Here is a 21,006-nt window from a genome sequence, read left to right on the forward strand (position 1 = left end):
ATGCCCTCCTCCGCGTAAAACCCTATACAATGTGCGCCCTTTAGTCCTCCTGATACCCAAGGAACCTTAGTGAGCACGTTGCCACCCTGCCCGAAATGCAATTCCGAATACACCTACGAAGACGGCACCCAACTGGTCTGCCCCGAGTGCGCCCACGAGTGGTCTGCCAGCGGCGAAGCCGAAGTGGCGGCCGATGATGCCGTGAAGAAAGATTCGGTCGGCAACGTCCTGCAGGACGGCGACACCATCACCGTGATCAAGGACCTCAAGGTCAAGGGCACATCGCTGGTGGTCAAGGTCGGCACCAAGGTCAAGAACATCCGCCTGTGCGATGGCGACCACGACATCGACTGCAAGATCGACGGCATCGGCCCGATGAAGCTCAAATCCGAGTTCGTCAGAAAAGTCTGAGCCTTGCGTCATCCATCCTGCGCCAGCCGTGGGATGGAGCTTTGCCCTCCCCGCTTCGGCTCAATGAATCCGCGCATGGCCATCAGCCAGCCATTTTGACCTGACACAATCTTTACCCGGAAAACTCCACGATCCGCCAATAGGCACTTGCTATTTGATGAATAAGAATTATTCTCATTGAAACCTTTCAAGGAGATGAGACCCATGACTTATTTGATCGACGCCTGGCTGGATCGCCCACACCCTTACCTCAGAATCCTCCATCGGGAAACCGGCGAAGTCTGCGCAGTGCTTGAAGAAGAAGCGTTGCATGAGCTGCAGGATCAAGGCGATTTGGACGTCAGCAGCCTCAATTCCAGCGAGCCGCTGGTGCTCAAGGAGCTGGTGCGCAATCTGTTCCTGTTCTGCTATGCCCGGGCGTTGCGCCCGACCAATGAGCTGCACAACAAGATCGAAATATGAGCGGTAGTACAAAACCTGTGGGAGCGAGGCTGCTCGCGAAGACCGATTTCCAGTCGACAATTGAGTTGACTGACACACCGCCTTCGCGAACAAACTCGCTCCCACAGGGTTAGCCCGCCATCAAGGCAGGCTCGGTATTACAGAACGTCGAGCAGCTCGACGTCGAATACCAGAACGCTGTGCGGCGGGATGCTGCCCACGCCTTGTGCGCCGTAAGCCAGTTCGCTCGGCACGTACAGGCGCCATTTGCTGCCGGCATTCATCAGTTGCAGGGCTTCGGTCCAGCCAGCGATCACGCCGCCAACCGGGAATTCTGCAGGCTGGCCGCGCTCGTAGGAGCTGTCGAACACAGTGCCGTCGATCAGCGTGCCGTGGTAATGCGTACGCACCTGGTCTTCACGGGTCGGCTTGGCGCCGTCGCCCTGAGTCAGCACTTCGAATTGCAGGCCGGAAGCCAGGGTGGTGATGCCGTCACGCTTGGCGTTTTCGGCGAGGAAGGCCAGGCCTTCGCCAGCCGCGGCTTCAGCCTTGGCAGCTGCTTCGGCTTGCATGATCTCGCGGATCACTTTGAAGCTGGCGGACATTTCTTCCTGGCCAACACGGCTTGGCTTGCTGGCGAAAGCGTCGGTCAGACCGGCCAGGATCGCGTCCAGGCTGACACCCGGTGGCGGGTTGTCGCGCAGCTGGTCGCCGAGTTGACGGCCGATACCGTAGCTGACGCGGGTTTCGTCGGTGGACAGATTTACTTCGGACATGACACTGCTCCGCTGTGCGGACGGCCACAGGACTTGCCGTGCGTGCACAGCGCGTCCCGGCGCGCCCGGAACCAAAAGGGCGAGCAGACTAGCACAGATACCCCGGACTTGGGGCCGGGGCTACAGGGCCGAGCGCCAGGCGAGCGGCACTTTCAGGCTTTCATCGAGGTCAGCGACCAGCCCGCACATTTCGTCATGGACTGAGGTGTGGAAGGCATGCAGCAGATCCCGCGCGTGCTCCACTGAGCGCAGCGTCAGCATATTGCCCTTGAGATCGCTCAACGGATACGCCGTCCCATGCATCCTCGCTTCCAACAGGTAAATGCCTCCTTCCATGGAGATCAGGTTCAACTCGTCGACCTTTTTGGCAACAGCAAACGCGTTCAACTCTTGCAGGTTCATGGAAGCACCTCACACCGTGGCGAATCGCACCGTTACAGGCATAGGCCGCTGCGTTTGAAAGCACAAGCCACAAACGAAACCGCCCGTCTGTTTCGCAACAGACGGGCGGTTTTTTTGCCTTGATCGGCTGATCAGTGCTTGGTGACCTTGTCCAGGTAACCCATGGCAAACGCGGACACCACAAAAGTCATGTGAATGATCACGTACCACATCAGATGCTCGGGATCGACGTTCTTGGCATCCATGAAGATGCGCAGCAGGTGGATCGAAGAAATCGCCACGATCGACGCCGCGACTTTCATCTTCAGCGACGACGAGTCCATGGTGCCCAGCCAGCTGAGCTTCTCTTTGCCTTCGTCGATGTCCAGTTGCGAGACGAAGTTCTCGTAGCCGGAAATCATCACCATCACCAGCAGACCACCCACCAGCGCCATGTCGATCAGCGACAGCAGCACCAGAATCAGATCCGATTCAGCCATGGCGAAGACGTTGGGCAGGATATGGATGATTTCCTGGAAGAACTTCAATGCCAGCGCCAGCAGACCGAGGGACAGGCCGATGTAGATCGGCGCCAGCAGCCAGCGGGTGGCGTACATTGCATTTTCGATAAAGCGTTCCATTGACTCTCACACAAGGGGCTGGAAATGGCGGCGAGTATAACAGCCCGCTGTGACAGCCAGAAACCGCCGGAAAATCCGCCACCTGCGTGTGTGTGACAAAGTTTTTCTGCTAGTGTCCAAAGCATTGACAGCCCAATGACAGTGGACAGGACGCGTGGAAATGGATGTGCGATCAGCCTTGACGACTGCCGGAATCTGCCTCGCCTTGCTCATCGGCGGTTGCTCGCCCGGCGATGAAAAACAAGTCGCCAACCTCGACGAAAAGACCGCCACCTTCGAACAGTCACTGGACACGATCAGCGATCCCAAGCTCAAGGACGCCATCACCGAACTCGGCGGCTCGCTGCTGTTGCTCGAACGCGCCCGGCTCAAGCTCGACGACATCGCGCCGCACACCGAATACGGTGCCGACGCCCTCGCCGTGCTCAAGCACTACCCTACCCCGCAAGCGCTGGTCGATACCTTCATCAACGGTCTGTTCGTGCTGCACAAGGACGCCAGCTCGGATTACCTGACCGATCTGCAACCGGTATTCCCGTTCAACCTGAACATTCCCGGCGGGTTCCTGTTTCCGCACGGCATCGAATGGCATTCGGTGACGCTGAGCAACAAACGCGTGATCGCCTGGCAGCCGGAGTGGTCGGAAACCGATCCGGGCATTCAGCTCAGCCCGTCCAGCTCCAACGTGACCAACCCCGATGACCTGACGGTGACCTACCCGTTCATCGATGGCCTCAACGTCGACAAGAAAAGCCTGCCGCAACCGGTCAGCCTGCAAGGCCAGGTCGAAGTCATCGCGCCCCGGCGGCTGTACAGCTTCGACCTGACGCAGAACGACGTCGGCCAGACCCGCAGCAACGACAACCTCAGCGTCAAACTGCTCAAGCTGGAAAAGAACTATGCCGAGGTCGAAGTCAGCAACAGCCTGCCGCTGGCAGCGGAAGTCGCCGAAACCCGGATCAATCCGCTGATCGTCCAGGCCCGCGACGCCAGCGGCCAATACCTGGTGCGCGCCGGTTCGATCAACGAAAGCCCGGAGCAGGTCGCGTTTTACCAGAAACAACTGACGCAGTTACAGAAGCAGAAGAGCTGGAGCGACACCCTGGAAAAACAGCTCAGCGACGACCAGCAAGCCTTCGAGAAAGACCACCCGCGCCGCTACAACAAGGTGTATTTCCACGGCCCGATCGAGACCCTGGAAGTCAGCGTGCTCGACTTCTCCTCGGCAACGATGACGCGCAAATCCCTGGACCTGCCGGTGCGCACCTTCAATCCGCACACCACGGCCAAAGCCGTGCAGCCGCTGGACCTGCCAGTTGTGGTGTATGACGATCTCGCCGCCAACTGGCTCAAAGGCGCGGACCTGACCGAGGAACAATTGAAGGCCGGCGTGCGCATTCATCAATCGGTGGAAGAACCGAGCGCGGCGCGTATCGAGTTTTCCCACCGCCGCACCTTCAACGACGAATTGCTTGGCGACGAACTCAACCCCGGCGTCAGCCCGGTGACCTTCTTCACGGAAAAGCGCGGCGGCAAACTCGACGAGCCGATCGAACTGCCGCCCGAGGCATATCAGGTTGATCCGCTATCAGCGACGATTACTTATGATCTGAATCTGTTTCCGGAAACCCCGGCGATTGCCGTGGGCTCGATGCCGTTGTTTCTGGCCACGGTGGCCAAGCAATCTTACGACGCGCAGTCATTGCCCAAAGGCCTGGCGATCAAGGACAACACGCTGGTGGTCGACCTGAAAACCTTCCCGGCCAACGAATGGCGTTTCTTCGTCAAGGACGACAGTGGCCATTACCTCAAGCAGATTCTTTCGGTCAGCCACGACGCCAGCACCGAAGGCCCGGCGCTACTCGGCGTGCACTACTTTTATGGTCGCCCGACTCGCGTGGAAACCTATCAGCGCACCGACCTCGCCACCGTGCAATACGGCTTTGAGGTCAAGCTCGACAAGGCGCAGGTGGACCAGACAACGCCTTAACCGTTGAGACTGCGCCCACGGCCGCCGTTGATCTGCCGCAACTGCGCTTGCAGGTGCAGGCTCCAGATCTGCGGATCATCGGCCAGTTCGTAACCATGCAAGGTCAGGCTTTCAACGATGGTGTCGAGAATCGACTCGGCCGCGACCGGGCCGTGGAACGGGCCTTGGGCTTTTATCGCGGAAGGTTGTTCGCCGGCCATGCCGGCCGCGAAGAGCAGCGTCCACATGCCGTTGTCGCCGGCCAGCGGCTTGACGGCGCATTCGATACGGGTCACCAGACCCAGGCATTGACGGGTGAGACAGAGGTTGCGCGACATGGCGGCGACCCTCGGTAAAGCCGGTATTCAGCCCCCACGGGAGGACTGGCTCGATCCAGTGATACTGTCGATATCCTTGACCTGAGAATAGAAGAAAAGTGTCCCGCGCAAGCCAAATGGAACCAGAAGGCGCCGAATGGTCATTGTGTGAATATTGGCGCCAGAGTAGTGGCACATTCCCCGAAGATCCCCGCAGAGATCAGTCTGGAAAAGCACTGTGGGAGCGAGCCTGCTCGCGAAGACGATGGATCAGCCAACTCATTCGTCGACTGATACAGCGCTTTCGCGAGCAGGCTCGCTCCCACAGGGTCTGGCGTGAACTGATCAGGCCGGTTTGGCTTCGGCGAGAGCCTCCTGCGCCAGTTCCTTCTCGGCCTCTTTCACGTCCTCTTCGCTGATCATCTCGGCAATATCGCGCAGGCGCTCAACCACTCGCGCATTGATGCTGCCTTCGGGGAATTCGCCATCGGCGTTCGGCTCCCCGGCCGGCTCGCCCACCAGCAGGCTCAGCGCCTCATCGGCCTGACGCACCGCATACACGTGGAACTGCCCGGCGCGCACGGCGGCGAGGACCTTCTCATCGAGCATCAGCGTGGCGACGTTGGCCTGGGGAATGATCGCGCCCTGCTCGCCGGTCAGGCCGCGCGCTTCGCAGAGGCGGAAGAAGCCTTCGATCTTCTCGTTGACCCCGCCGACGGCCTGCACCTCGCCGAACTGGTTGATCGAACCGGTGATGGCAAAACATTGCTTGAGCGGGGTTTTCGACAGGGCCGAAATCAGCGTGCACGCCTCGCCCAGCGATGCACTGTCGCCATCGACGTAGCCGTAAGACTGCTCGAGCGCAATGCTCGCCGAGATCGCCAGCGGGAATTCCTGGGCGTAACGGCTGCCCAGATAACCGGTAAGGATCATCACGCCTTTGGAGTGAATCGGCTGGCCGAGGTTGACCTCACGTTCGATGTCGACGATACCGCTGCCGCCCGGATAGACCGTGGCGGAAATCCGCGCCGGCACGCCGAACGCCGAATCACCGACCTCCAGCACCGTCAGCCCGTTGCACTTGCCGACTGCCGCACCGTCGGTGTCGATGAGGATGATCCCGGCGAGCATGTCGTCGAGAATCCGCGCCGAGACGCGCCCGGTGCGGGTGGCCTTGGCTTTCAGGGCGCGTTCGATATGGCCGGCGTCGGTCATTTCATCGCCGGCCAGATGGCGAATGAAATCCGCCTCGCTGACCAGTTGGAACAGATCGCCAATGCGCGCCGACAAGCGCCCCTGATGCTCGGCCAGCCGTGCGCTGTAGGTCGCCAGCCGTGCCACCGCATCGGCGGTCAGCGGCGCCATGCCTTCTTCCGAAGTACGGGTTTTCAGGAGCTGGGCGAACTGCTCGAGGCTTTCGTCGACCATCGGGATGTCTTCGTCGAAGTCGACCAGAACGCGGAACATCTCCTGGAAGTCCGGATCGAGATCCTGCAGCGTGTAATACAGCTGCCGCGCACCGATGATGATGACTTTGACCTGCAACGGGATGTGCTGCGGATTCAGGGTCATGGTGGCGAAGCGGCCCATCTCGCCCAGCGGCGATTCCATTTTCAGTTTGCGCGATTGCAGGGCGCGTTTGAGCGCATCCCACACGAACGGCTCGCTGAGCATTTTTTCCGCTTCGAGAATCAGGAAACCGCCATTGGCGCGGTGCAGCGCACCCGGACGCAACTGCCGGTAAGTGGTGTAGAGCGCGCCCTGATCGGTGGTGTACTCAATGCGGCCGAACAGGTTTTCGTATGTCGGATGCGGCTCGAACACCACCGGTGCACCGCCGCTGGCCGGATGCCCGACCACCAGGCTCGGTGCGTATTGTTCTTCCAGCAACTTGCGCGCGACGGCGTCGGTCTTGCTGTCGTCGACCAGTTGCTCGACCACGGTTTTCAGCAGATACACCTGCATCGCTTGCAGGTAACCGCAGACCCCGGCGTTCTCTGCGTACTTCTCCGACAGCGGCGCCAGCAAAGGCTGCAAGGCCAGGGTGATGGTTTCTTCGTTGAGCGAACGCAGTTGATTGTTCGACTCGCGCTTCCACTGCGGCAGGCTGGCGAGTTCTTCGTTCAGGCGCTCTTCGAGGCCGGAAATGTCATCGTGAAAACGCTCGCGCTCGGTTTCCGGCAACTGCGCGAATTCGGCTTCGTCCAGGGCCTTGCCGTCGAGCATTGGGGTGAAAGCGATGTTGCTGCTGTCGCGGTACAGGGCGACGTCTTTTTCCAGGGCCAGGCGCTCGATGATGTCCAGCGCCTTGTCGTAGCGCTGATTGAAGGCGCGGTCGATGGCGCTTTTTTTCTGCTGGTAGGACGGGTGTTCGAAAACTGCTGGAAAAGTCGCCAGCAGATTGTCGATCAGGCCGTTGATGTCGCCGATGAACGAGGCCGCCGTGCCCGATGGCAGCTCCAGTGCACGCGGTTCGCGCGGCTCATCGAAGTTGTTGACGTAGACCCAGTCCGCCGGGGTCTGCAGGCGCTTGCCTTCGGCTTTCAGGTAGCGTTTGACGAACGAGAAACGGCCGGTGCCGGGCTCGCCCATGACGAATACGTTGTAACCGGGGCGTGGCATCGCCACACCGAACTGCAAGGCTTCGACCGCGCGTTCCTGGCCGAGCACACCGCGAAAGGGCTCCAGATCATTGGTGCTAGTGAAGCTGAACTGTTCAGCGGAAAACGGACGAGTCAGCGCTTCGGGCGCAAGACGCAGGCTGGCAGCAACAGGATCAGGCATCGGGCTTCCTTAACAATCAGGCGGGGCAGGTAGCGGCATTCTGGCGCTGCCCGTGCCCCACTGGCAAGGCGCGCCACATGACAAAGCATAGACAAGCGCGCGGCCGGCCGACGCGTCCCGATAAATCAGAGGTTTATTCCAAATATTTTGCAAAAAGTCACGGAACCGCTGGAACGTGCCTAAACTCCAAACTGCGCGGCTGGAACTAATACCGGCCCACTGACACTTTCGGCTTTGTCCTCGGGCAGAGCACGAAGGGCCAGAACCCTGTCCATTGGTATGCACATAAAGAGAACAAAGCTATGAAACGGATTCTTCTCGGTACTCTCTTCACCGCTGTATCCATCAACGCAATGGCGCAAGCCCCGGGCGGCCCGGATTGCGGTTGGGGCAACATGCTGTTCGAAGGTCAGCGTGGCACCCCGGCGCACTTCCTTGCTTCCACCACCAACGGCACTTCCGGTAACGCCACGTTCGGTATGACTTCCGGCACCAACGGTTGCTCGACCAACGCATCGCTGACCTACGGCGGCAAATCCTGGTTCGCCATGAATGGCATGATGAACGAGCTGTCCGAAGACATGGCCAAAGGCAATGGCGAAGCGCTGACCACTTATGCCGTGGTCCTGGGCGTAGCACCGGAAGATCGCGCGCACTTCGCGCAAGTGACCCACGAGCACTTCCAGCAGATCTTCAGCAAAGCTGACGTGACCGCTGAAGACGTGCATACCAACACCCTGGCAGTACTGAAATCGGACCCACGTCTGGCCAAGTACGCAACTCAGGCTTAAGCTCGACCCCGCCCGCTTCCTTCGGGAAGCGGGTTTTATTTTGAATACGGTCTGTAGCGAGGGGATTTATCCCCGTTCGGCTGCGAAGCAGTCGTAAAACCTGTGCATGCGATGTATCCGATGCATTGGTGACACAGCTTATGGGGCCGCTTCGCAGCCCAGCGGGGATAAATCCCCTCGCCACAGGGTGCAGTGATTACCCCCGATCCGGGATTTGTTTTCTTTCGACTTAAGTTGCCACCTATGCTCAAACGCCTTGCCTGGCTGGCGCTCTGTGTCTGCGCCCCGCTGTCCGCCGCGCCTCACATCGATCCTCAACGTTTGCAGCAACTGGCCAACGACCGCTTCTGGATTTCCCTCGGTCATTACGAAACCGCCAAACTCGGCGGCTGGCGCAGCTATGTCAGCGACAAGAAGTTTTTTCTCGCGCCCGACGGCAACGAGCATCCGGACCGCGAACTGGCCGCCACCGTGCAGGCGTTGTACGCCCCGGCCAGCCTCGGCGAGCAACACGCACAATGCGTATACCCCGCGCGTACACGCTGGCTGAAAGCGCAGCTCAATCTCGCCGACCTGCCAGCGCCGGAATGCGCCGAATACAAGCAATGGTTCAAGGACGTCTCGCCGCACAGTGCGGTGATGATTTTCCCGGCGGCGTATCTCAACAGCCCGTCGTCGATGTTCGGCCACACCCTGCTGCGCATCGATCAGGCGGATGTGCAGGCCGACAAGACCTCGCTGCTCAGCTACGCGATCAACTTCGGCGCCTACATCGAAGGCTCGGACAACAGCATTCTGTATGCCTGGAAAGGCTTGATGGGCGGCTACCCGGGGCTGTTCGCGCTGGTGCCGTATCAGGAAAAACTGTCGGAATACCGCAGCCTGGAAAACCGTGACCTGTGGGAATACCGGCTCAATCTGACACAGGAAGAAACCGCACGCATGGTCGAACATGTGTGGGAGCTCAAGCAGATCCAGTTCGACTATTTCTTCTTCGACGAAAACTGCTCGTATCGCTTGCTGGAACTGCTGCAAGTGGCGCGGCCGAGCCTGCGCCTGACCGAACAATTCCCGCTGACCGCAATCCCCACCGACACCGTCAAAGCGGTGAAAGAGGCCGGGCTGGTCGAGCACATCGAATATCGCCCGTCCCGCGAACGTGAACTGCTCAGCCGCGCCGAGCCGTTGAGCGATGATGAACAGCAATGGGTGCTGAAAGTCAGCGCCGATCAAAAAGTCCTGCAAGAGCCAACGTTCAAAGCCCTGCCGCGCGCACGTCAGGCGCTGATCGTCGACGCCGCCTATCGTCTGGAGCGCTACCGCGCCAACGGCCAGGAGCGCGACCCGCAACGGGCGCAGCGCAGTTTCGAACTGCTGCGGGCGATCAACAAGAACCCGGCGCCGGAGCTGGAAATACCGCAACCCGGTCTGCCCGAAGATGGCCACGAGTCCCGCACCTGGCAGGCCGGCCTCGGTACGCGCGGCGATCGCGCGTTCGGCGAATATGGCCTGCGCATGGCTTATCACGACCTCAATGACAACGCCGAAAGCTTTCCTCTCGGCGCGCAGATCGAGATCCTGCAACTGAAGCTGCGCCAATACGAAGGCAATGACTGGCAGTTGCAGCAACTGGACCTGGCGACCATTCGTTCGCTGACCCCGCGCAACGAGCTGCTGCAACCATTGTCGTGGCAAGTCACCGGTGGCCTTGAGCGCGTGCCGGGCAAGCATGACGACGAAACGCTGGTCAGCCATGTCAACGGTGGCGGCGGCGGCACGTGGCAGTTGGGCGAAGACGTGCTCGGCTTTGCGCTGGGCACGGTGCGCGTGGAACATAACAACGACTTCGCCGAGTTTGTTTCCCCGGCCGGTGGCTTCAACACCGGCGTGCTATGGAAAAACCCGCTGGGCAATCTGAGCCTGGAAGCCAAGGGCGACTACTTCTTCAACGGTGAAGTGCGCCGCAGCCTGAGCCTGAATCAGCAGTGGGAACTGTCGCGCAACCTCGGTTTGCGCCTGAGCGCGCAGCGCGAATTCAGCCAGCTCGCCAGCCCGGAAACGGAAGTCATGCTGGAAGTGAAGTGGTATCACTACTGATCCCGAGCCTGTGTAAATCTTCCTGTGGGAGCGAGCCTGCTCGCGAAAGCGGTGGTTCAGTCAATAGTAGTGTTGCCTGACACGACGCCTTCGCGAGCAGGCTCGCTCCCACAGGTGCTTTGTGGTGTGCAATGGATTTTTCACAGGCCTTCGACAGCCGCCTCATGAATCGCCTTCTAGACTTCCCGTATCAGCCGAAAACCGGCGCGGGAGAGTGCGATGTGGCGGTGCGTGGGATTGTTGGCCGTTGTATTGGCGCTGGGCGGTTGCCAGACCACCCATGAAGACTTGATCGCCAAGGGTTATCCACCGGCCTTCGCCGACGGTTTCGATAACGGTTGCGTCAGCGGCCGGCAAGCGGCGGGCTCGATCAGCGGCGAGTTTCGCAAGAACGTGCCGCGCTATCTCAAGGATCAGCAATACGCCGACGGCTGGGTCGACGGCTTCCGCCAATGTCAGGCGATGCTCGAAAACAGGGATCGCGAGCAATATCGCAACGAGCATTGGGACGAACGCGAACGCGCCTGGCAGCAGCAGAAGGACCAGGACATCGGGCGGGCTTATCGCTCGCAATAGGTCGCTTGCAGACATCCGTTGAAACCAAATGCCGGCAACCATGGCCCAAATCCTTTAACAGGAGGACTTCATGAGTCGCGCATTCGTCAACGAAGACAACGCCGCCGCGCAGGCCGATCAGCCGGTCGAACGTCAGGTCAGCACGCAGCCCAACTACGTCACCCCGCAAGGTCTGGCGCAGTTGCAGGCGAAAGTCGCCGAGTTGCAGAGCCTGCACGCCGAGCAAACGGCCAAGGGCGAGCAAGCCGACAAGCAACGTCTGGCCGATCTGCAACGGGATCTGCGCTATTTCACTCAACGCCTGAGCAGTGCCCAAGTCGCAGTCGCTGCGACCTCCACCGACAAGGTGCAGATCGGTAGCTGGGTGACTTTTGCCGATGAACACGACACTGAACACCGCGTGCAACTGGTCGGCGAGGATCAGGCCAACGCCAGTCAGGGCCTGATCAACTGGGCCTCACCGCTGGGCCGGGCCCTGCTCGGCGCCCGGCTCAACGATGAAGTGCTATGGCAGCGACCTGCCGGCGATCAACTGATCGAAGTGATCCGCATCGAACCGGCTTAAACCACGCCTTGCGCCAACATCGCATCGGCGACTTTGACGAAGCCGGCAATGTTCGCGCCCTTGACGTAATTGATCTGACCGTTGTCTTCGCCGTAATGCACGCAGGCGTGGTGGATCGACTGCATGATCGCGTGCAGCTTGCTGTCGACCTCGCCCGCGGTCCACAGCAGGCGCATGGCGTTCTGCGACATTTCCAGACCACTCACGGCAACACCGCCGGCATTCGACGCCTTGCCCGGTGCGAACAGAATGCCGGCCTCGATAAAGATATCCACAGCCGCCAGCGTGGTCGGCATGTTCGCGCCTTCAGCCACGCAGACGCAGCCGTTACGCAGCAGCGTGCGCGCGGCTTCGGCGTCGAGTTCGTTCTGCGTCGCGCAGGGCAGCGCGATGTCGCACGGCAGCGACCACGGATGTTGGCCGGCGCGGAATTCCAGACCATGGGCGCTTGCCAGTTCGCTGATGCGCCCGCGCTTGATGTTTTTCAGCTCCAGCAGCGTCAGCCACTGTGCTTCGCTCAGTCCTGCTTCGCAGTACAGCGTGCCTTCGGAATCGGAGAGGGAAATCACTTTGCCGCCCAGGTCCATCACTTTGCGCGCCGCGTACTGCGCGACGTTGCCGGAACCGGAAATCGCCACGCGCTTGCCTTCCACGCTCTGCCCGCGGCGTTTGAGCATTTCTTCGGCGAAGTACACGCAGCCGAAACCGGTGGCTTCCGGGCGAATCAGGCTGCCGCCGTAGGTTATGCCCTTGCCGGTGAGGACGCTGGTGAACTGGTTGCTCAGGCGCTTGTACTGGCCGAAAAGGAAACCGATCTCCCGCGCACCGACGCCGATGTCACCGGCCGGCACATCAACGTCGGCACCGATGTGGCGATACAGCTCGCTCATGAACGCCTGGCAGAAGCGCATGACTTCAGCATCGCTCTTGCCCTTCGGATCGAAGTCGGAACCGCCCTTGCCGCCGCCCATGGGCAGGGAGGTCAGCGAGTTCTTGAAGGTCTGCTCGAAGGCGAGGAATTTCAACACGCCGAGGTTCACCGACGGATGAAAACGCAAGCCGCCCTTGTACGGGCCGATGGCGCTGTTCATCTGGATACGGAAGCCGCGATTGACCTGGATCTTGCCCTGATCGTCGACCCACGACACCCGGAAAACCAGCGTGCGCTCCGGCTCGCAGATACGCTCGAGAATGCCTGAAGTCAGGTAATGCGGATTGGCTTCGAGAAACGGCCAAAGACTGCGCAGGACTTCTTCGACAGCCTGGTGGAATTCGGGTTGGTCCGGGTCGCGTTTTTTCAGGCGCGCTAGGAAGGATTCGACGGATTCGATCATGGGCAAAGTCTCGGCAAATTTATTGTCGTTGGAGGAGATTGGGCCGGACTGTAACAAACGAATTGCGCACAGGAACAGAGCAAAATGTCGCAGTTATGAAATTAAATGGTGCACAGGATATAAATCCAAGGGGTTTTTGATCCGTTTTTGCACCTGAGTGGGGAGCACAGATTCAAGACTTGCACCAATAGCTACACCATCTTCGCGAGCAGGCTCGCTCCCACATTTGGAATGCGTTACCCCTGTGGGAGCGAGCCTGCTCGCGAAAGCCGCAACTCGGTTTATCAGGAAAAAACCAGGGCAAAAAAAACGGAGCCCGAAGGCTCCGCTCTTTCTGCAACCAACCCGATATCAGGCCAGTTTCTTGTGACGCACCCGGTGAGGCTGGGCCGCTGCTTCGCCGAGGCGCTTTTTGCGGTCGGCTTCGTACTCGGTGTAGTTGCCTTCGAAGAACACCGCTTGCGAGTCGTCTTCGTACGCCAGAATGTGCGTGGCGACACGGTCAAGGAACCACCGATCGTGAGAGATCACAATGGCGGCGCCCGGGAAGTCCAGCAGGGCTTCTTCCAGCGAACGCAGGGTTTCCACGTCGAGGTCGTTGGACGGTTCGTCGAGCAGCAGGACGTTGCCGCCCTCCTTCAGGGTCAGCGCCAGATGCAGACGACCGCGCTCACCGCCGGACAGATCCTTGACGAACTTCTGCTGGTCGCCGCCCTTGAAGTTGAAGCGACCGACGTAGGTGCGCGACGGGATCTCGTAGTTGCCGATGCGGATCTGGTCGGAACCGTCGGAAATCTGCTGGAACACGGTCTTGCTGCCGTCGAGGTCTTCGCGGCTCTGGTCGACGCAGGCCAGTTGCACGGTTTCACCGATTTCGATGCTGCCCGAATCCGGGGTTTCCTTGCCCATCAGCATGCGGAACAGCGTCGATTTACCGGCACCGTTACCGCCGATCACGCCGACGATGGCGCCCTTCGGCATGGAGAACGACAGGTTGTCGATCAGCACGCGATCGCCGTAGCCCTTGGTGACGTTCTTGAATTCGATGACCTTGTCGCCCAGGCGCGGACCGGCCGGGATGTAGATCTCGTTGGTCTCGCTGCGCTTCTGGAATTCCTGCGATTGCATTTCTTCGAAGCGTTGCAGACGTGCCTTGGATTTCGACTGGCGGGCCTTGGCGCCTTTGCGCACCCACTCCAGTTCTTCCTTCATGGCTTTTTCATGAGCCGACTGCTGCTTGGATTCCTGGGCCAGACGATCGGACTTGGCTTCGAGCCAGCCCGAATAGTTGCCCTCGTAAGGAATGCCCGCGCCGCGGTCGAGTTCCAGAATCCAGCCGGCGACGTTGTCGAGGAAGTAACGGTCGTGCGTGATCGCGACCACGGTGCCCGGGAAGTCGTGGAGGAAATGCTCCAGCCACGCCACCGAATCGGCGTCCAGGTGGTTGGTCGGTTCGTCGAGCAGCAGCATGTCCGGCGCGGACAGCAGCAGACGGCACAGGGCGACACGGCGCTTTTCACCACCGGACAGGTGTTCGACTTTCGCGTCCCAGGCTGGCAGACGCAGCGCATCGGCGGCGACTTCCAGTTGGCGCTCGAGGTTGTGGCCGTCGCTGGCCTGCAGGATCGCTTCGAGCTTGGCCTGTTCAGCAGCAAGCTTGTCGAAGTCGGCATCCGGGTCGGCGTAGGCCGCGTAGACCTCGTCCAGACGCGCTTGCGCATCCTTGATCACGCTGACCGCTTCCTCGACCACTTCACGCACGGTCTTGGCAGGGTCGAGCTGCGGCTCTTGCGGCAGGTAACCGATGTTCAGGTCCGGCATCGGACGGGCTTCGCCTTCGAACTCGGTGTCGACGCCGGCCATGATTTTCAGCAGCGTGGATTTACCCGAACCGTTGAGGCCGAGCACGCCGATCTTGGCGCCGGGGAAGAAGGACAGCGAAATGTTCTTGAGGATTTCCCGCTTCGGCGGAACAACTTTGCCCAGCCGATGCATGGTGAAGACGTATTGAGCCATGGAGAACCTTGGGTCAGTGACAGATGAATGATTGGAGCGCAGGCGATGCCTGGCCAGACTGTGCGCGTCGTTCACTTGATCGCGATCAATGCGTGCGCGCTGGAAAAAGTCTGATTGTAGGGGCTGGAACGCCCCCGGTCTAACCGGCAAAGCTACCTTAATGCTAGAAGGCAGTCCAGCCGAGAGGGGCTGGCACTTCGCCACGAGTCAAGGCATGCTAGCCGCCCTTCGGGCGTCCGGCTTATAGTGCACGTCGCGCCAGTCCAGCCAAATCGCAGGATCACAGCTTGACCAATGTCACTCCGCCAGCCTCTGTGAGCAGCACCCCACCGGCGCCCGGCTCGCCCCTGCGCGGGACATTAAAGGGTGCGCTGGCCACCCTCGTGCTGTTATTGCTCGCGTTGCTGTTCTGGCAACTGCTCGATCAATTGCGCGAAACTCAGAAAAATCAGCGCCAATACACCATCGACTACACCGCCGACCTCGCCGCCCAGGTCAGCCTGAACATGGCGCTGAATGCGCAAATCGCCCTCAATCTGCTACCGATCGTCGAACAGCCGCAAACAGCCGACGAACAGCAGATGCTCCTGCGCAAACTGCAACGCTCGCTGCCAGATCTGCGCAGCATGGCCCTGCTCTCGCCCTCCGGCCGGATCATCAGCGACAGCGCCACCGACAGTTCCGACGCCGATTACCTGACCGAACTGGTGCGCCGCAGCCGTGCCCAGGCGCATTACTTCAGCAATGCCGATGACGGCTCGGTGGTGCATCTGCTGTTGCATCAGGCCAGCGGCAGCAGTCGCGGTTACTGGGCCTTGCGTTTGACGCCAACCTTCTTCGACTCGCTGACCAAACAGGACGCCACCGCCCTGCGCCCGTTGTGGCTGGTGGAAAACCGCCTCAATCACCAGATCATCAGCCGCGACGCCGGGCTGCCCTCGGTCAAGGCTGGCGGGCTGACGCCCGACGATGTCGCCAACACCGTGCTGACCGTGCCGCTGAGCAGCAGCGACTGGCAATTGCGCGGGCTGTTCGACCGCCAGCGCGTACTCGAAGAATTGCTGCCAGCGTTCATCGGCAAATGCCTGCTCGGCCTGGCGTTTTCGATGTTGCCGGTGATCGCGCTGCTGAACATGCGTCGGCGCCAGCGTCAGGTGCATGAAGGCCGGCGGCGTTATCAGGATATTTTCGAAGGCACCGGCGTGGCCTTGTGCGTACTCGACCTGTCCGGCCTCAAGCAGATGTTCGACAAGGCGCAGATCCAGACCAGTGACCAGCTCAAGGCCTGGCTCGACCAACCGCAGCAGCGCCAGCAGTTGCTCGCGGAAATGCGCGTCACCGAAGTCAATCAGGTCGCCCTGCAACTGCTCGATGTGCATTCCTGCGACGATGCCTGGCAACTGCTGATCGATGGCCAGCGCCATCCGCAGTGCGCGATCGGTCAGCAGATCCTCGACGCCGTCCTGCAGCAGCAGAAACAGCTGGAACTGGAAATCAAACTGCCCAACAGCAATGGCCGCGACCAGCACCTGTGGATGGTCCTGCGCCTGCCGAGCGAGCAGCACGACTATAAAGCGGTGATTCTCAGCATCAACGACATCACCAGTCGCAAGCTGATCGAGCTGTCGCTGCTGGAGCGTGAAGGCTTCTGGTCGGACGTGGTGCGCACCGTGCCCGATCATCTGTATGTGCAGGACGTGATCAGCCAGCGGATGATTTTCAGCAACCATCACCTCGGCCAGACCCTGGGCTACAACCGCACTGAACTGCATCAGATGGGCGAGTACTTCTGGGAAATCCTCCTGCACCCGGAAGACGCCGACTATTACCATCGTTCGCGGCAGTTGCAGCGTCACGCCGGTTACAGCCAGTTGTTGCAATGCCAATTGCGCTTCCGCCATCGCGACGGCAAGTGGCGGCGCTTCGACATCCGTGAACAGGCGCTGGCGCGGGACAAGCACGACCAGGTCACGCGGATCATCGGCGTGGCCAAGGACATCACCGAACAGATCGAGGCCAGCGAATCGCTGCGTGACAGCGAGCAGCGTTACCGCATGCTCGCCGAAAGCATCAGCGACGTGATTTTCTCCACCGACAGCAAGCTCTCGCTGAACTACGTCAGCCCGTCGGTGCAGGCGGTGCTCGGTTACAACGCCGAATGGATTTTCCAGAACGGCTGGCAATCGATCATCGCCAATCCCGGGCAACTGAACGGCATTCATGTGCTGATGGACCGCGTCAGCAAGGCGCTGGACAAGCCCGAGCAACTGGCATTGCTGCGCAGTCAGGTGCAAACGCAGCTGTTCCTCTTCGATTGCCTGCGTGCCGATGGCCGCAAGATTCCGATCGAACTGCGCCTGGTGCTGGTGTGGGACGAACACGGCGCGTTCGAAGGCGTGCTCGGTGTCGGCCGCGATATCAGCCAGCAGCGCCGTGCCGAAAAAGATCTGCGCATGGCCGCCACGGTATTCGAGCACTCGACTTCGGCAATCCTGATCACCGACCCCGCTGGGTACATCGTCCAGGCCAACGAAGCGTTCAGTCGGGTCAGCGGCTACAGCGTCGGCGAAGTGCTCGACCAGTTGCCGAACATGCTCACCGTCGACGAGCAGCAGGACGCGCACTTGCGCTACGTGCTCAAGCAGTTGCACGAGCACAGCACCTGGGAAGGCGAAGTGTGGATGAAGCGCCGTAACGGCGAGCATTACCCGGCGTGGGTCGGCATTACTGCCGTGCTTGACGATGAGGGCGATCTGGCCAGTTACGTGTGTTTCTTCAGCGACATCAGCGAGCGCAAGGCCAGCGAGCAGCGCATCCACCGCCTCGCCTATTACGACGCCCTCACCCACCTGCCGAACCGCACGCTGTTCCAGGATCGCCTGCACACCGCGCTGCAAGCGGCCGAACGGCAGAAGTCGTGGGTGGTGCTAATGTTCCTCGACCTTGACCGTTTCAAACCGATCAACGACTCCTTGGGCCACGCCGCCGGCGACCGCATGCTCAAGGACATGGCCACGCGCCTGCTGGCCTGCGTCGATGACGACGACACCGTGGCGCGCATGGGCGGCGACGAATTCACCTTGCTGCTGCAGCATCGCTCCAATCGCGAACTGGCGCTGAACCGGGCGATTCATGTCGCCGAGCAGATTCTCGCCAGCCTGGTGCGGCCGTTCGTGCTCGAGGGCCGCGAGTTCTTCGTCACCGCCAGTATCGGCATCGCCCTGAGTCCGCAGGACGGCAACGAACTCAGCCAGTTGATGAAGAACGCCGACACGGCGATGTACCACGCCAAGGAACGCGGCAAGAACAACTTCCAGTTCTATCAGGCCGACATGAACGCCAGTGCGCTGGAGCGTCTGGAACTGGAAAGCGATCTGCGCCATGCGCTGGAGCAGAACGAATTCGTCCTGTATTACCAGCCGCAGTTCAGTGGCGACGGCAAGCGCCTGACCGGCGCCGAAGCGCTGCTGCGCTGGCGCCATCCGCGTCGCGGGCTGGTGCCGCCGGGGGATTTCATTCCGGTGCTGGAAGAGCTCGGCCTGGTGGTGGACGTTGGCGACTGGGTCATCAGCGAGGCCTGTCGACAGCTGAAAACCTGGCACCAGCAACGGGTGCGGGTGCCGAAGGTGTCGGTGAACATTTCCGCACGGCAGTTCTCCGACGGCCAGTTGGGCACGCGAATCGCGACGATCCTGCGCGAAACCGGCCTGCCGCCGGCGTGTCTGGAGCTGGAACTGACCGAAAGCATCCTGATGCGCGAAGTCAGCGAGGCGATGCAGATTCTTGCCGGGCTGAAAAACCTCGGCCTGAGCATCGCGGTCGACGACTTCGGCACCGGTTATTCATCGCTGAACTACCTCAAGCAATTCCCGATCGACGTGCTGAAGATCGACCGTACTTTCGTCGACGGCCTGCCGTCCGGCGAACAGGACGCGCAGATCGCCCGGGCGATCATTGCCATGGCCCACAGCCTGAACCTGGCGGTGATCGCCGAGGGTGTGGAAACCCATGAGCAGCTGGACTTCCTGCGCGAGCATGGCTGCGATGAGGTGCAGGGATATCTGTTCGGCCGGCCGATGCCGGCGGGACGGTTTGAAGCGCAGTTCTGTAACGACGCGCTGTTCATGTTCGACTGACGATCTGCGGCGCGCCCGAAAAGATCGCAGCCTTCGATCGTTCCCACGCTCCGCGTGGGAATGCCTCACTGGACGCTCTGCGTCCGCTTCGGCAGGTGACGCAGAGCGTCACGGGCTGCATTCCCACGCAGAGCGTGGGAACGATCAATGCCCCTTTTGCTCGCGAAGGGGCCGGCAAAAGCACCGCACATCTGTCATGAACGCCACTTGTCTGCGACATGACGTCGTTTCATATGTCATCCAAAAGCGGTTGGGTTAGAATGCCCCCCTTTTCTGCCCCCGATCCTTGAGGACCGCCATGTTCAGCCGTGATTTGACTATTGCCAAGTACGACGCCGACCTTTTTGCCGCCATGGAGCAAGAAGCTCAGCGTCAGGAAGAACACATTGAGCTGATCGCTTCGGAAAACTACACCAGCCCAGCGGTGATGGAAGCTCAAGGCTCGGTCCTGACCAACAAGTACGCCGAAGGCTATCCGGGCAAGCGTTACTACGGTGGTTGCGAATACGTGGACGTGGTTGAACAACTGGCCATCGACCGCGCCAAGGAACTGTTCGGCGCCGATTACGCCAACGTTCAGCCGCACGCCGGTTCCCAGGCCAACGCCGCTGTTTACCTGGCTCTGCTGCAAGGTGGCGACACCATTCTGGGCATGAGCCTGGCCCATGGTGGTCACCTGACCCACGGCGCCAGCGTTTCCTCCTCGGGCAAGCTGTACAACGCCGTTCAATACGGTATCGATGCCAACGGCCTGATCGACTACGACGAAGTCGAGCGCCTGGCGGTCGAGCACAAGCCGAAAATGATCGTTGCCGGTTTCTCGGCCTACTCGCAGATTCTCGACTTCCCGCGCTTCCGCGAGATCGCTGACAAGGTCGGCGCTTACCTGTTCGTCGACATGGCTCACGTCGCCGGTCTGGTTGCCGCTGGTGTTTATCCGAACCCGGTGCCGTTCGCCGACGTCGTGACCACCACCACGCACAAGACCCTGCGCGGTCCACGTGGCGGTCTGATCCTGGCCCGTGCCAACGCCGAGATCGAGAAGAAGCTCAACTCCGCAGTATTCCCGGGCGCCCAGGGTGGCCCGCTGGAGCACGTGATCGCGGCCAAGGCGATCTGCTTCAAGGAAGCGCTGCAGCCTGAGTTCAAGGCTTACCAGCAACAAGTGGTGAAGAACGCCAAGGCCATGGCCGAAGTGTTCATCGCACGCGGTTTCGACGTGGTATCGGGCGGTACTGAAAACCACCTGTTCCTGCTGTCGCTGATCAAGCAGGACATCTCCGGTAAAGATGCCGACGCCGCTCTGGGCAAAGCGTTCATCACCGTGAACAAGAACTCCGTGCCTAACGATCCACGCTCGCCGTTCGTCACCTCCGGCCTGCGCTTCGGTACTCCGGCTGTGACCACTCGCGGTTTCAAAGAGGCCGAGTGCAAAGAGCTGGCCGGCTGGATCTGCGACATCCTGGCTGATCTGAACAACGAAGCGGTGATCGACGCCGTTCGCGAGAAAGTCAAAGCCATCTGCAAGAAACTGCCGGTGTACGGCGCTTGATGCCTCGTTAATCCGCAATAAAAAACCGGTCACGATGGCCGGTTTTTTATTGCCATAAATTCAATAAAAAAATACCACCCGAATAAAGCAGCAACCTGCTAATCCCGTCCAGCAGGATTGTTCATCTCTTCGTTAAAACCAAACTCTTGCAACACACATGCAAACCGCCACAAATGAAAACCGCTTAGTCTGAAACCCGACTTGATAAATGGATTTCAT

Annotated in this window: 16 protein-coding genes; 9 read left to right on the forward strand and 7 right to left on the reverse strand. The window is 60.3% G+C overall.

Translation table 11 applies throughout. The annotated features are described in order from the left end of the window. Positions 1–69: 69 nt before the first annotated feature. Both OK411_RS24110 and OK411_RS24115 read left to right on the forward strand, forming a co-directional pair. Positions 70–411: a zinc ribbon domain-containing protein YjdM gene (locus OK411_RS24110; protein WP_016773119.1), complete on the forward strand. Its 342-nt coding sequence runs from the start codon at positions 70–72 to the stop codon at positions 409–411. 204 nt (positions 412–615) lie between these two features. Beyond that, positions 616–873: a hypothetical protein gene (locus OK411_RS24115; RefSeq protein WP_016773118.1), complete on the forward strand. Its 258-nt coding sequence runs from the start codon at positions 616–618 to the stop codon at positions 871–873. 137 nt (positions 874–1,010) lie between these two features. Here the strand turns inward: OK411_RS24115 and OK411_RS24120 are convergent, their stop codons facing one another. From OK411_RS24120 to OK411_RS24130, 3 genes are all read right to left on the reverse strand, one after another. Continuing rightward, positions 1,011–1,628: an FKBP-type peptidyl-prolyl cis-trans isomerase gene (locus OK411_RS24120; RefSeq protein WP_264365788.1), complete on the reverse strand. Its 618-nt coding sequence runs from the start codon at positions 1,626–1,628 to the stop codon at positions 1,011–1,013. 120 nt (positions 1,629–1,748) lie between these two features. Then, entirely contained in the window at positions 1,749–2,030 is a 282-nt protein-coding gene (locus tag OK411_RS24125) for a DUF6482 family protein (protein ID WP_264365789.1), read from the reverse strand. Between the two features lie 131 nt (positions 2,031–2,161). Further along, complete coding sequence (locus OK411_RS24130; RefSeq protein ID WP_016773116.1) at positions 2,162–2,650, reverse strand: TIGR00645 family protein; 489 nt, start codon at positions 2,648–2,650, stop codon at positions 2,162–2,164. 160 nt (positions 2,651–2,810) lie between these two features. On the opposite strand from OK411_RS24130, the gene OK411_RS24135 reads away from it, so the two are divergent. Then, entirely contained in the window at positions 2,811–4,640 is a 1,830-nt protein-coding gene (locus OK411_RS24135; protein WP_264365790.1) for a hypothetical protein, read from the forward strand. On the opposite strand, the gene OK411_RS24140 is transcribed toward OK411_RS24135, so the two are convergent. Both OK411_RS24140 and OK411_RS24145 read right to left on the reverse strand, forming a co-directional pair. Beyond that, positions 4,637–4,957 carry a hypothetical protein gene (locus OK411_RS24140; protein WP_016773114.1) on the reverse strand — a complete coding sequence of 107 codons (321 nt, stop codon included), beginning with the start codon at positions 4,955–4,957 and terminating at the stop codon, positions 4,637–4,639. The genes OK411_RS24135 and OK411_RS24140 overlap by 4 nt on opposite strands. Positions 4,958–5,281: 324 nt before the next feature. Beyond that, positions 5,282–7,720, reverse strand: a complete 2,439-nt coding sequence (locus OK411_RS24145; RefSeq protein WP_264365791.1) for a Lon protease family protein — start codon at positions 7,718–7,720, stop codon at positions 5,282–5,284. 302 nt (positions 7,721–8,022) lie between these two features. Between OK411_RS24145 and OK411_RS24150 the strand changes: the two genes are divergently transcribed. The 4 genes from OK411_RS24150 to OK411_RS24165 all read left to right on the forward strand — a co-directional run bounded on the left by OK411_RS24150 (position 8,023) and on the right by OK411_RS24165 (position 11,749). Beyond that, positions 8,023–8,511, forward strand: a complete 489-nt coding sequence (locus tag OK411_RS24150; RefSeq protein WP_016773112.1) for a DUF3015 domain-containing protein — start codon at positions 8,023–8,025, stop codon at positions 8,509–8,511. A gap of 243 nt (positions 8,512–8,754) precedes the next feature. Continuing rightward, entirely contained in the window at positions 8,755–10,608 is a 1,854-nt protein-coding gene (locus tag OK411_RS24155; RefSeq protein WP_024014368.1) for a DUF4105 domain-containing protein, read from the forward strand. A 219-nt stretch (positions 10,609–10,827) separates the two neighbouring features. Then, positions 10,828–11,184 (forward strand): hypothetical protein, encoded by a 357-nt coding sequence (locus OK411_RS24160; protein WP_264365792.1) that lies wholly within the window; start codon positions 10,828–10,830, stop codon positions 11,182–11,184. 70 nt (positions 11,185–11,254) lie between these two features. Further along, positions 11,255–11,749: a GreA/GreB family elongation factor gene (locus OK411_RS24165; protein WP_136494052.1), complete on the forward strand. Its 495-nt coding sequence runs from the start codon at positions 11,255–11,257 to the stop codon at positions 11,747–11,749. Here OK411_RS24165 and gdhA read toward each other — a convergent pair. Together gdhA and ettA are read right to left on the reverse strand one after the other, a co-directional pair. Continuing rightward, positions 11,746–13,083, reverse strand: a complete 1,338-nt coding sequence (gdhA, locus tag OK411_RS24170; RefSeq protein ID WP_264365793.1) for an NADP-specific glutamate dehydrogenase — start codon at positions 13,081–13,083, stop codon at positions 11,746–11,748. The two genes, OK411_RS24165 and gdhA, sit on opposite strands and share 4 nt — an antisense overlap. A gap of 351 nt (positions 13,084–13,434) precedes the next feature. Beyond that, positions 13,435–15,099 (reverse strand): energy-dependent translational throttle protein EttA, encoded by a 1,665-nt coding sequence (gene ettA, locus OK411_RS24175; protein WP_016773108.1) that lies wholly within the window; start codon positions 15,097–15,099, stop codon positions 13,435–13,437. A gap of 287 nt (positions 15,100–15,386) precedes the next feature. On the opposite strand from ettA, the gene morA reads away from it, so the two are divergent. Then, a complete protein-coding gene (morA, locus tag OK411_RS24180; RefSeq protein ID WP_110603143.1) occupies positions 15,387–19,235 on the forward strand; it encodes a cyclic di-GMP receptor MorA in 3,849 nt (1,282 codons plus the stop codon). 298 nt (positions 19,236–19,533) lie between these two features. Next, positions 19,534–20,787, forward strand: coding sequence for a serine hydroxymethyltransferase (gene glyA, locus OK411_RS24185; RefSeq protein WP_016773106.1), 1,254 nt, complete (start codon positions 19,534–19,536; stop codon positions 20,785–20,787). Positions 20,788–21,006: the final 219 nt, after the last annotated feature.

The sequence above is a fragment of the Pseudomonas sp. RG1 genome (assembly GCF_025910115.1).
Taxonomy (GTDB): domain Bacteria; phylum Pseudomonadota; class Gammaproteobacteria; order Pseudomonadales; family Pseudomonadaceae; genus Aquipseudomonas; species Aquipseudomonas atacamensis.